Here is a 12,335-nt window from a genome sequence, read left to right as displayed (position 1 = left end):
AACTCACCACTCTTAATTTAAGGTTTGAATATGCAACATTTATTTTCCATAGGTCTTTTTATAGGCTCTCTTGGTTTTACTATATATGGATACTTGACGCTTGACCTTCATGGGATCAACGAAAGACCTGGTCCTGGGTACTTTCCATTAATTATAGGCATTGCATTAATTATAGCTACAGGCATTAACACAAAGAACGACCTGATTCAGTACTTAGAAAAAAGAAAACTGAATCAAGATGTTGTGGATAAAAAAACAAGTAATAATGAAATTTTTTATCCTCTCGATACGTTAATTCTTGCAGCTCTAATAGCAGTATTTATTCTGATTCTTAATAGTGCTGGGGCAATTATCTCAATGGTGGCATTTGTATTTGGTTACCTATGGTTCTTTAATCCAAATCAAATAAAGAAGAACATTATTTATTCTATTGTTTTTCCGGCGTTAGTTTATTTGTTATTTGATGTGTGGTTACAGACAGGTTTACCCAATGGTTTACTGTCTTATTTCTATGAGTGAAGGTAATTTATAATGTTTTTTAGTGATGTTTTTACAAATTTAGAGTTTGGACTCTCGGTTGCCTTTACCAGTACTAACTTAATGTTTTTATTGTTAGGAGCGTTTGTAGGGATGATTGTTGGGCTATTTCCTGGCTTTGGTCCTGCAGCTGGTATTGCGATATTAATTCCTATGACCTTTGGCTTAGATCCCACTACAGCAATAATTATGCTTTCGGGAATTTATTATGGCTCTATGTATGGAGGAACAATTACCTCAATATTAATAAATACTCCAGGCGAGTCTGCTACGGTAGCTTCCACCTTAGATGGTTATCCGCTAGCGCAAAAAGGTCGCGCCGGTCCTGCACTGGTAATGCAAGCTATTGCATCGTTTATTGGCGGTACTATCGGGGTAATTTTAATTTGCGGTTTTGCGCCAGTACTAGCTGGCGTAGCGTCAGCATTTGGTCCTTCAGAGTACTTTTTAGTTATCATGCTAGGCCTACTTTTGTTAACAACAATGATGGGAGATAACCGTTTAAATGGGGTTATTTCTGCTCTAATAGGATTTGCTATTGCCATGGTTGGTGTAGATGCTGTGAGCGGTTCTCAACGCTACACTTTTGGCTCTCCTGAACTAATTGGGGGTATTTACTTTGTACCTGTAGCTATTGGTTTATTTGGTATTGGTGAGCTGTTGTATTGCATTTACACCGGGCAGCACAAAAAACCAGCCGAGCATATTCAATTTTCATTTATGTCAAAAGACTTTTGGCCGACAATGAAAGACTATGTTGAATCTAAATTTACTTTTTTTAGAGGCGCTATTATTGGCTTTATTGCAGGTGTATTACCTGGCTCTGGAGCCACAATCGGATCTATTTTAGCTTATTCAGTGGAAAAGAAAGTAGCAAAAAATTCAGAAGACTTTGGGAAAGGCGAAATGCGTGGGTTAGTTGCTCCAGAAGCTGCTAATAATGCAGCATCTGCAGGGGCTATGGTTCCTCTTATTTCTTTAGGTATTCCTGGCTCTGGTGCAACAGCGGTTTTACTAGGTGCACTTATGATGTGGGGTTTACAACCAGGACCAACATTAATTGATAATAATCCTGAGTTAGTTTGGGGCCTTATTGCAAGCATGTACCTTGGTAATATAGTACTTGTGATCTTGAGTATTGTAGCAATACCAGTGTTTGTTAAATTTTTAGATGTTCCATATCGCATGGTTGTTCCCGTTATTGTAATTTTATGTGTGGTCGGCTCTTATGCATTGAATAACAGTATTATTGAAGTTGCGATGCTAATAGTTATGGGCGTTTTAGGTTTTGCTATGAAACTCTATGGTTATAGCCCTGCAGCAACAGTATTAGCACTAGTATTAGGAGCAATGGCTGAAAGTACATTTTTACAGTCATTAATAATCAGTGAAGGTAGTTTAAGTATCTTTATTGAACGTCCTATTTCTCTGGGGCTTATTTCAGTCATTGGGATCTCAATGGCCCTCTCTATTGCTTTACGTTCTTACAAACGAATCAAAGCAAAATCAATTAGCTAAATCTTTTAGCACTAATTAATACACTTTATTTTTGGGTACATTTTTGTACCCAATGGGTTCAACTGTCCTTTTTTTAGGAGAATAACATGCGTATTGGCGTTATTGCCGATGACTTTACAGGTGCAACAGATATAGCAAGCTTTTTAGTTGTTAACGGTTTAAGTGCTATTCAATATAGCGGAACACCCAAAAAAACAATTAATACTGCGGCTAGCACTGATGCAATAGTCATCAGTCTTAAATCACGATCGTGTTTGGTGAATGAAGCTATTAGTGACTCTTTAGAAGCTTTGGAATGGTTAAAGGCTCAAGGCTGTAGCAAATTTTACTTTAAGTACTGTTCAACATTTGACAGCACCTCACAAGGTAATATTGGGCCAGTAACTGATGCATTACTGGAAGCATTAAATTGTAAACATACAATTGTATGCCCCGCACTACCTGTTAACGGGCGCTGCGTGATCAATGGGCACCTTTTTGTCAATCATCAACGACTAAACGAATCGGGTATGAAAGACCACCCTGTCACTCCAATGCTTGAGTCTAAAGTCGAACTATTAATGAATAATCAAAGTAAAGGCCTTGCCACTAGTGTGTTTTATAACGATGTGGAAAAAGGTTCCGAACATTTGAAAAAAACCATGGATACACTTTTTGACAAAGGATCTAACTATATTGTTGTTGATGCCTTTACTGATCAGCACCTTAATATAATTGCACAAGCGTCCTTCGAGCTGCCTTTGGTTACCGGTGGTTCTGGTTTAGCAGCCGGAATTGCACAGTCTTTTAAAAATAAATCATTAAGAAAAACTCAACTTAAAAGTATAACGCCTTTAGCTGCACCAAGTGTTGTTATATCAGGTTCATGCTCACAAATGACAAATGCACAAGTGAACATGTACTTAAATCTTGCCCCTCACTTTCAAGTGGATGTAGGAGAGTGCATTAACAACTCAGCTTACGATGATGAAATTTGCCAATGGGTACTCAATCACCAAAACACAGATTTAGCACCTCTTGTATATGCAACCGCGCCTAAAGAGCAATTAAAAATCACTCAAAATAAATATGGCGAAGAGAAAAGCAGCGCTGCTGTAGAAGCCTTATTTGCCAAAGTGTGTAAAAAACTTCAATACGCAGGCGTTAAGAACTTTGTGGTGGCAGGGGGAGAAACATCGGGCTCAGTAACTAAAGCTCTCGATGTAGAAGCATTAGAAATAGGTGCACAAATAGTACCCGGTGTTCCATGGGTAAAAGCTTTAAACACTTCAATTTTTTTGGCTTTAAAGTCAGGAAATTTTGGAGACATTGATTTTTTTATAAAAGCACAACAATTAATCACACATAAAAACACACAATAATATTCATATAAATAAACTGGGGAAAGTAATGTACAAAATAAACACACTAACAACATTAATAAGCTTAAGTTTTGCTACTAGCATGTCATTTACGGTATTAGCAGAAGACTTCGAATCACTTGAAAGTCGTATAGATAAGCTTGAAAAAGCTACAACGGTTAAATTGGGAGGACGTTTACATTTAGATTTTGCAGCTTACGATGGCGCTTATAATCCAGGGAATGGCACAGGAACCGATATTTATGTGCGCAGAGGGCGAGTTTATTTTGCAAGTAGTCACGGGGATTTTTCGTATAAAGTAATTCTAGATTACGATGATGGCGAAACTGTTTTACATGGTGCAACAGTTACATATAAAGGCTTTGGTAAAGATAAAAAGCTCAATGCCGGAAAACTAAAAGAAGACATTTCATTGCAAGGCATGACGTCGAGTAAATGGGTAACATCAATCGAACGAGCCATGATCCCAGATACCTTTCAAGTAGGCTTTAACTATGGTGTTCAATACAGTCATGCTATGCAAAATGGTCTGCGTTACTCCGTTAGTTTAACTAAAGATCAAGAATTAGCTGATGGTAATGAAGCTGATGGCTCTCTACAACTTGCAACAACAGGCCGATTAACTTACTCCAACACAGATAATAATGAAGTCTTACATTTAGGTTTATCTGCTAGCCATCGAAACTGGGGATCTAATGATTTTTCAATCAGGCAAACCGGCGAAGTTCGTAAAGATCAAAATCGTTTAGCTAACTTTTCAAGTCAAGTTGGTGCACAACAAATAGATGCTAGTAGCGCAATGTTGCTTGTTGGTGAGTTTGGTTATCAAGTTGGTCGAGTACACCTAAGTGCTGAATATGGTCAAATCGATGTATCTGCTAATCAAGGCCCTGATGAAACATTTGAGGGTGGCTATGCCCAGTTAGGCTACTTTCTTAGTGATAATTCAAGAAAATATAGTAAAGGCAGCGCTAAATGGGACAAACCAACAAACTTAAATAATCAATGGGAAATATTTGCTCGTTTGAGCACTTTTGATATGACGACTGATACTTCAGGTACTAAAGCAGAAGTTATTACCATTGGTGCAAACCATTATATAAATGAAAGTGTTCGTATGTCTTACAACTATGTATTTGGTGATGTTTCTGGTCCGAGCCAGGTTGCTTTAACTGGTTCGGAGGATGATGGGCAAGCCTTTGTAGCTCGTTTGCAGTATGTGTTTTAAACAAACTTGCAGTTATGTAAAGCACGCATGATTACAAATAAACAATCCCATTAACATGAGTGTTTACTATTAATGTGGTTATTTATTCTTGGGATAAATAACCACTAAATACATAAGCTTAAAACTATTTTTTAAGGTAGAAAGTTGAATAACTCTAAAATTAAAGATCAAATTATCGAGATGGCAAGCTCTCTTTATCATCGTGGCTACTCTTTTGGGTCAAGCGGAAACATAAGCGTTAAAACCGAAACTGGTTTTATTATGACACCAACAGGGTCATCAATGGCTGATTTAAAACCTAGTGAGCTATCAGTTTTAGATGCACAAGGAAATTTACTTTCAGGGCATGAACCTACAAAAGAATCTTTTTTGCATATGGCCATGTATGAACAACGCTCAAAGGCAAAAGCGGTTGTGCACCTTCATTGTTCGCATTCATCTGCGGTAAGTTGTATGCAACATGGCTGCACTGAAAATGTGCTCCCACCTCTTACTGCTTACTATGTTATGCGTATTGGTATTTTGCCTTTAATTCCATACTTTGCTCCTGGCGATATTAATTTAGCGCAAGCCGTTAAAGAAAAAGCGAGTAAATCACATGCACTTTTGCTAGCTAACCATGGGCCTGTAGTTGCAGGGACCTCTCTCAAAGATGCTGTATACGCAACGGAAGAGTTAGAAGAAACCGCCAAACTTTACTTGATGCTTAAAAATATGGAAACGCAACCATTAACGCCTGAGGCAATAAGCGAATTAAATAAAAAATACCCTAAAAAAATTTAAAGGGAGTAATACATCGCCTTTAGGGAAATGTACTTACTCGTTTGTGGAGAATTAAAATGTTATCAAAAATTATTTCTTGTGGTGTTAAAACAGGCGAAGATGTAACAAAGCTTTATGATTTTGCTAAAAAAAACCAGTTTGCCTATCCTGCGGTAAATGTAATTGGCACTAGCTCAATAAACGCTGTGCTGGAAGCCGCCACTCATGCAAAATCTCCTGTCATTATACAACTATCATACAGCGGCGCTTCTTTTTTCATAGGTAAAGGTAGCCCTTTGAGTGGACATGAAGCTGCAATTGCAGGGGCCGTTGCAGCTGCTAAATATGTACATGAAGCAGCAGAACACTATGATATACCTGTTATCTTACATACTGATCATGCTTCAAAAGAATTATTACCATGGATTGATGGCTTATTAGCCGCTGGCGAAGAACACTTTAAAAACTTTGGTGTTCCATTATTTAGCTCTCATATGATTGATTTATCACAAGAGCCTCTTAAAGAAAATATCGCTATATGTGCATCCTATTTACAAAGAATGAAACAAATAAATATGGGCTTAGAAATCGAGCTTGGTTGTACTGGTGGTGAAGAAGATGGCGTAGATAACACTAACATTGATAGTTCATTATTATATACACAACCTGAAGATGTTGCTTATGCGTATGAAAACCTTAATAAAGTAAGTGAAAACTTTACCATAGCAGCGTCGTTTGGCAATGTTCATGGCGTGTATAAACCGGGGAATGTTAAGTTAACTCCTAAAATTTTAAAAAACTCACAACTATTTGTGGAAGAAAAATATCACCTTTTAGCTAAGCCTTTATCTTTTGTTTTTCATGGTGGCTCAGGCTCTAACAGCTCCGATATAGAAGAAGCAATTAGCTATGGTGTTATAAAAATGAATATTGATACTGATATGCAATGGGCTAGTTGGAAAGGTGTATTAGAATATTCAAAAAGTAAAGAAGCTTATCTACAAAGTCAAATTGGTAACCCTGAAGGCGAAGATTTACCAAATAAGCAATATTATGATCCACGAGTATGGATAAGGCAGTCTGAAAGCTCTATGGCGACCAATCTTTATAAATTTTTTGAAACATTAAATTGTATAAATAAATATTGAGAGCCCTATGCAAACTATTAATAATTATTTAGAAAGCCAAGACACAAACCCAGCTTTATGCTCATTAATTACAACCTTATTAAACGCATGTACGCATATAGCTTCAAAAGTTGGGCAAGGTGAATTAGCTGGAGTATTAGGCGTTACAACCGAGCAAAATATTCAAGGTGAAACCCAAAAAAAATTAGACGTTATTAGTAATGATATTTTAAAGGTTGCACTTCTTAAAAATAAAACGGTTAAAACTCTTGCATCAGAAGAAGAAGATTTTGTTGTTGCCGGCAATGAAAATGGAAACTACGTTGTAGCATTTGATCCACTCGATGGCTCATCGAATATAGATATCAATGGGCAAATTGGGACTATTTTTACTATTTATGCGGCCCTAAAAAAAGAGCCTTCAAATAGTAAAAAACAGTTTTCGCAAAAAGGCTCGCAACAGCTTTGTGCCGGTTATGTTTTATATGGTGCTTCAACTTTACTGGTGATTTCTGTTGGCGGTCCAACAAAGATTTTTACGTTAGATCGCACTCGTGGTGATTATTTTATGTCAAATAAAGACGTTACTATTACACACGATACTAATGAGTTTTCAATTAATATTGCAAACTATTGCAAATGGCCTACCCAATTTAAAAAATATGTTGAGCATTTAATCGCTGGAGAAAATGATAAAAGAGCTAAACGTTTTAATATGCGATGGAATGGCTCTATGGTTGGTGATATGCATAGAATTTTGTATAGAGGGGGTATTTTTTGCTACCCATCCGACATTTCGAATCCACACAAGCCAGCCAAGTTAAGACTACTGTATGAAGCCAACCCTATCGCATTTTTGGTAGAAAATGCTAAAGGCAAAGCATATACAGAAAATGAACGTATTCTAGATGTAACCCCATATGATATCCACCAAAGAGTCCCCGTTATAATAGGCTCTGCTGGAGAAGTAGATATCTGCTTAAGTTACTTAAAGGAATAATTAACTACTTTTAAAATACCAACCCCAACCAAAGTAAGTTAATTACATCAGTGCTCTATAATTCACGTAAATATAGGCGCTAAAACCAATGCTTAACGCTTTTTATAAATAGCGTTAAGCATTTTTTTAATATCAAAAAATACATATTTAACATATAAGCCACATCAATAGCCCAATTTATCGTTACCTATTTTAACTCGCTGTTACTTCTATTTTTTGCTCTAGCGTAAAAGGCTTTGCATTTAAAAGGCCGCTTATTTGCACCAAAATTTCTGATTTACCGGGTTTATTAGCAACGTATTTTAAGCTGTGTATTCCGCGTGTGCGCTCTAATAATATTGAAGGCTCGCCGGTAAGTTTAATACCTTGTGGCGCTACAAATTTAACACTTACCGCGCTGTAACGTTTAGGTACTAAGTAGCTAAAGTTAGCTGTGCTTGTATCGCCAACATTTACTTGCGCTTGTTTAGCGTGCTTTACAGAAAAGCGCTCAAATATAGGCGTCTGAAAGCTTTGACGAGCAAAAGGATGAAACTGATTTAAGCCAACCCCAGAGTGAAACTCGCACGCATTAACGCCAGCAGATGCACTTGCTAATACTAATGAGCAGAGCAGGTATTTTTTATTCATATTATTCCTCGTACGGTAACACTCGGTCTAACTTAAGCTCGTAAGCCGATGTACCTAATTCGTTTTCTACGGTATTTATTGTTATTTTTCCTTCAAACCAGAATGCGTCGTATAGGCTTTGCAGCTCAACGCCTTGTTCAAATTTAACATAAATTATTTGGTTTGGCGGCGGTGGCGGCATATGCAAACACGCCCCAAAGTAAGGCACTACAAAAAACTCACTAATGCGCTTACCTTCTTCAGATTCAAGCGGCACGATAAAACCAGGCACACGAATCTTTTTATTATTATAGCTCTCAATTACTCGTGCGGAGCTTAATGCTTGCTGATAGCGTTTATCTTGCTCGTTTTCGAACGGCTTAGCGTCTAGGCTATCGAGTGTGTCTTGCTCTGAGCCATCTTCAATTTCGGTTAAATACTCTGGCGGATTAAGCAGTGCGTCTAAATCGTCTTTAGGCATTAACTGAATCCACTCTATTTGTTCGTAGCTTGAACTTTTAGCCACTGACTCACAGGTAATTACTAAACTGGCCAAGGCTCTAACAAACCAAGCAACCATTTTAGTTACATTTTTTGACATATTTTCATCTCAATTGGCTTATGGGCTCAGGAAAAACGTTATAACATATCATTCATTATCAAACCATAGGAGTCTCATCTTTGCCAAATACATTCTCTTCGGCCTCAGCTCCCTTTGCCATACATATTAATCAACTTAACTATAAGTACCACAAAGCCGATAAAACCTCGTTTTATATTCCTACTTGGCAAGTAAAGCAGGGGGAACAGGTGTTTTTACACGGCGAGTCTGGCTCAGGTAAAACCACATTACTTAATTTATTAGCAGGGGTGCTAACACCACAAAGTGGCGATATAACCTTGCTTGATCAAGCATTTTCAACGCTTTCGTTAAAAAAGCGCGATAAATTTAGAGCCCAGAACATTGGCGTGGTGTTTCAGCAGTTTAATTTAATACCGTATTTAAGTGTTTTAAAAAATATTCAGCTGGCTAATTACTTTGCAAAAACGGGCAATACGCAAATAGAGCAAGAGGCGAGCGCACTGCTTTTAGCGCTTAAGTTACCAACTACTATTTTGCACAAAGCAGCAAATACACTAAGTGTGGGCCAACAGCAACGTGTGGCCATTGCCCGCGCTTTAATAAATAAACCTAAACTGCTACTAGTTGACGAACCCACCTCAGCATTAGACGCCGCATCGCGCGATGCATTTATGACCTTACTCATTGATTTATGTAAGCAGCACAGCATAACGCTTGTATTTGTAAGTCACGATATGCACTTACAACAATTTTTTAAGCTAAGTGTTGATGTAACTTCGCTTTTAAAAGAGGGGAGCAAAAAATGCTAGTATCGTTAGCGTGGAGCAGCTTAGCCAGTAGGCGCAAATCGGTCATACTTACGTTTTTATCATTACTTATAAGTATTAGCGTACTGTTAAGTGTTGAGTATATTCGCCAGCAAGCCAAAGAGAGCTTTAACAGAACCATTTCAGATGTAGATATGATAGTAGGCGCACCTAGCGGGCAGTTAAACCTGTTGCTTTACTCAGTATTTAGAATGGGTAGCCCCACCAGTAATATTAATTATAAAAGCTATGAAACCCTAAAGAGCAGTTCATTAGTCAAATGGGCTATACCTATTTCGCTTGGCGACTCGCACCGCGGTTTTAGAGTAATGGGCACCAATAACAGCTACTTTGAGCACTTTAAATACGGCACTAAGCAACCACTTACTTTTAATAGCGGCCAGCCTTTTAATACATTATTTGAAGCGGTAATAGGGGCCGATGTAGCCAAAAAACTGAATTATAAAATTGGCCAAAGCGTAGTGATTGCCCATGGCATTGGTAACACAAGCTTTACCCATCACGACAACACCCCTTTTATTATAAAAGGCATACTTAACCCCACTGGCACACCCGTTGATAAAACAATACATGTAAGCTTAAACGCCATTGAGGCCATACATTTATCACCGGCAAAACAAGCTAAGTTACTTAATAATGTAGACTCAGTAAACACCACACCTAAGAGCATTACCGCAGTAATGCTGGGTTTAAAGTCTAAGTTTTCAACCTTTAAATTACAGCGCGATATAAACAACTATAAAGCTGATAGGTTAATGGCCGTGTTACCCGGTGTTGCCATGACCGAGCTTTGGCAAATGATGGCAACCGTTGAAAACCTATTACGCGTTATTGGTATTTTGGTATTGGTATCGTCGTTATTTGGCTTATCAACCATGTTACTTGCCTCAATGGCGCAGCGTAAAAACGAAATTGCCGTGCTACGTGTACTGGGCGCAGGGCCAAGCGTTATTTTTAGCTTAGTACTGGTAGAGGCGTTAATTTTGGTATTAATTTCAAGTGCGGCCGCAACGGCTTTACTCAGTTTAACTTTATGGCTTTTAGGGGATTGGCTAGGCGCCACGTACGGCTTATTTTTAAATGCAAACATGCTTAACCTAGAAACGCTAAAAGTAATAACCGTGATTACTGTTGCCGCTATTATTACCTCAGCTATACCCGCGTATGAGGCCTATAAAAATGCCCTGCATAGCTCACTTAGTGCTAAAAGTTAGTCCCCTTTAAAAGTGGCACCACGTACTAAACAAAAAGGCCGCAGTAATAAATACTGCGGTCTTTGTTTTTAGCTAAACTTTTTTAAACTAGTTAAGTTTAGTAAGCGCCTGCGCTGTAAATAAGCTCGTAGCTGTGGCTGTAAATCTCAAGGATGTTACCAAACGGGTCTTCCATGTAGATCATGCGGTACGGCTTTTCGCCAGGGTAGTAGTAACGTGGCTCTGGCATACGTTTTTTACCACCTGCAGCAACAATGCGGTCCGCTAAGCCTTCAACATCTGGGTCTTGTACACAAAAATGAAAGATACCGGTTTTCCAGTATTCAAAGTTGTCTTTAGGGTTTTCTTGGTCTTTAAATTCAAAAATTTCTACACCAATACGGTCGCCTGTTGAAAGGTGCGCTATTTTAAATTTTTCCCAATTTGGACCAAATACATCGGTACACATTTCGCCAATTGGGCTGTTATCTTCAGTGATCACGGTAGGCTCCATTATGGTGTACCAGCCCATCACCTTAGTGTAAAACTCGACGGCTTTTTCAACATCCGGTACAGAAATACCAATGTGCGAAAAACTACGCGGATATGTATGACTCATAATATGTCCTCTTTAACTGTGATTAGTTGATGGAGTTAGTTTACGAATTAGCCTTCATTAAGTAAAATTATCATTAATCATCATTTTGAGTATGTTTTGTAATGATAAACCCGACATGGTTAAACACGTTTTGTACGTTGGTTGAGGTAAATCACTTTACCCAAACCGCCGAGCGCCTTTTTATGACCCAATCTGGCGTGAGCCAGCATATTAAAAAGCTAGAACAACAAGTAAACTGCGCGCTATTAGAGCGTCACGGCAAACAATTTACCCTTACTGTACATGGGCAAAATTTGTATCAGCAAGGCAGCTTGTTATTAAAAGAATGGCAATTTTTAGAACAACAATTAAAAGATGACTCGCCATACAGTGGCCTAGTAAAAATACAATCGCCAGGTAGTTGTGGGCTGCAATTTTATAGCCAGTTGTTAGCACTACAAGAAAAGCATACCGAGCTTAATATTGATTATAGGTTTGCACCCAATACAAGTGTAGAGCAAGCTGTGGCAAACCACAGTGCCGACATAGGCTTTTTAACCCAAGCCCCCACGCTTAGCGAAGTTACCAGTCACAAAATAGGTAAAGAATCTTTATTATTAGTAACCCCTGCACATATTAAAAACCCAACATGGGAGGCTTTGTGTGAGCTTGGCTTTATTGGCCACCCCGATGCAAAACACCACGCTCAGCTATTACTTAGCGAAAACTACAATGAGTTTGAACATGTTGATCAATTTAAGCGCACGGGCTTTTCTAACCAAATAAGTTTGATACTGGAGCCAGTAAGTTTAGGACTGGGTTTTACGGTTTTACCTGCGCACGCCGTTAGCGCATTTAATAAACCTGCGCTTATTAAAACGCACCATTTAGCTAACCCAATCAGTGAAAATATTTATGTGTGTCATCATCGCAATAGGCCAATGGCAAAGCGTATGAATACAGTAATTGAAGCAATAAAAGCGAACTAGGGC

Annotated in this window: 13 protein-coding genes; 10 read left to right on the top strand and 3 right to left on the bottom strand. The window is 38.3% G+C overall.

The window, feature by feature from the left end; translation table 11 throughout:
* The first annotated feature begins 30 nt into the window (after nucleotides 1–30).
* The 7 genes from QUE46_RS19630 to QUE46_RS19600 all read left to right on the top strand — a co-directional run bounded on the left by QUE46_RS19630 (nucleotide 31) and on the right by QUE46_RS19600 (nucleotide 7,533).
* Nucleotides 31–519 (top strand): tripartite tricarboxylate transporter TctB family protein, encoded by a 489-nt coding sequence (locus tag QUE46_RS19630; RefSeq protein ID WP_286248363.1) that lies wholly within the window; start codon nucleotides 31–33, stop codon nucleotides 517–519.
* A gap of 12 nt (nucleotides 520–531) precedes the next feature.
* Entirely contained in the window at nucleotides 532–2,055 is a 1,524-nt protein-coding gene (locus QUE46_RS19625) for a tripartite tricarboxylate transporter permease (RefSeq protein ID WP_286248361.1), read from the top strand.
* Nucleotides 2,056–2,141: 86 nt separating this feature from the next.
* Entirely contained in the window at nucleotides 2,142–3,416 is a 1,275-nt protein-coding gene (gene otnK, locus QUE46_RS19620) for a 3-oxo-tetronate kinase (RefSeq protein ID WP_286248359.1), read from the top strand.
* Between the two features lie 82 nt (nucleotides 3,417–3,498).
* On the top strand, nucleotides 3,499–4,644 hold the full coding sequence (locus QUE46_RS19615) for an OprO/OprP family phosphate-selective porin (protein ID WP_286248356.1): 1,146 nt from the start codon (nucleotides 3,499–3,501) through the stop codon (nucleotides 4,642–4,644).
* Between the two features lie 144 nt (nucleotides 4,645–4,788).
* Nucleotides 4,789–5,427: a 3-oxo-tetronate 4-phosphate decarboxylase gene (gene otnC, locus QUE46_RS19610; RefSeq protein ID WP_286248355.1), complete on the top strand. Its 639-nt coding sequence runs from the start codon at nucleotides 4,789–4,791 to the stop codon at nucleotides 5,425–5,427.
* Between the two features lie 50 nt (nucleotides 5,428–5,477).
* Nucleotides 5,478–6,554 (top strand): class II fructose-bisphosphate aldolase, encoded by a 1,077-nt coding sequence (gene fbaA, locus QUE46_RS19605; protein WP_374761416.1) that lies wholly within the window; start codon nucleotides 5,478–5,480, stop codon nucleotides 6,552–6,554.
* Nucleotides 6,555–6,561: 7 nt separating this feature from the next.
* The gene (locus tag QUE46_RS19600; RefSeq protein WP_286248352.1) at nucleotides 6,562–7,533 is read left to right on the top strand and encodes a class 1 fructose-bisphosphatase; all 972 of its coding nucleotides are present in this window, start codon (nucleotides 6,562–6,564) and stop codon (nucleotides 7,531–7,533) included.
* Nucleotides 7,534–7,725: 192 nt separating this feature from the next.
* On the opposite strand, the gene QUE46_RS19595 is transcribed toward QUE46_RS19600, so the two are convergent.
* Both QUE46_RS19595 and QUE46_RS19590 read right to left on the bottom strand, forming a co-directional pair.
* Nucleotides 7,726–8,163, bottom strand: a complete 438-nt coding sequence (locus tag QUE46_RS19595; RefSeq protein ID WP_286248350.1) for a hypothetical protein — start codon at nucleotides 8,161–8,163, stop codon at nucleotides 7,726–7,728.
* Between the two features lies 1 nt (nucleotide 8,164).
* Nucleotides 8,165–8,743, bottom strand: a complete 579-nt coding sequence (locus tag QUE46_RS19590; RefSeq protein ID WP_286248348.1) for a DUF3299 domain-containing protein — start codon at nucleotides 8,741–8,743, stop codon at nucleotides 8,165–8,167.
* Nucleotides 8,744–8,823: 80 nt separating this feature from the next.
* Between QUE46_RS19590 and QUE46_RS19585 the strand changes: the two genes are divergently transcribed.
* Both QUE46_RS19585 and QUE46_RS19580 read left to right on the top strand, forming a co-directional pair.
* Complete coding sequence (locus QUE46_RS19585; RefSeq protein ID WP_374761409.1) at nucleotides 8,824–9,534, top strand: ABC transporter ATP-binding protein; 711 nt, start codon at nucleotides 8,824–8,826, stop codon at nucleotides 9,532–9,534.
* Nucleotides 9,528–10,766, top strand: coding sequence for an ABC transporter permease (locus QUE46_RS19580; RefSeq protein WP_286248346.1), 1,239 nt, complete (start codon nucleotides 9,528–9,530; stop codon nucleotides 10,764–10,766). Before QUE46_RS19585 ends, QUE46_RS19580 begins: the two co-directional genes overlap by 7 nt.
* Nucleotides 10,767–10,863: 97 nt before the next feature.
* Here QUE46_RS19580 and QUE46_RS19575 read toward each other — a convergent pair whose 3' ends face one another.
* Nucleotides 10,864–11,364, bottom strand: coding sequence for a lactoylglutathione lyase family protein (locus tag QUE46_RS19575; protein WP_008130525.1), 501 nt, complete (start codon nucleotides 11,362–11,364; stop codon nucleotides 10,864–10,866).
* 101 nt (nucleotides 11,365–11,465) lie between these two features.
* On the opposite strand from QUE46_RS19575, the gene QUE46_RS19570 reads away from it, so the two are divergent.
* Nucleotides 11,466–12,332 (top strand): LysR family transcriptional regulator, encoded by an 867-nt coding sequence (locus QUE46_RS19570; protein ID WP_286248323.1) that lies wholly within the window; start codon nucleotides 11,466–11,468, stop codon nucleotides 12,330–12,332.
* Nucleotides 12,333–12,335 lie beyond the last annotated feature (3 nt).

This window comes from Pseudoalteromonas sp. MM1 (genome assembly GCF_030296835.1).
GTDB lineage: Bacteria > Pseudomonadota > Gammaproteobacteria > Enterobacterales > Alteromonadaceae > Pseudoalteromonas.
The sequence above is the reverse complement of the archived record's forward strand: the minus strand, read 5'-3'. Positions and strand labels throughout refer to the sequence as shown.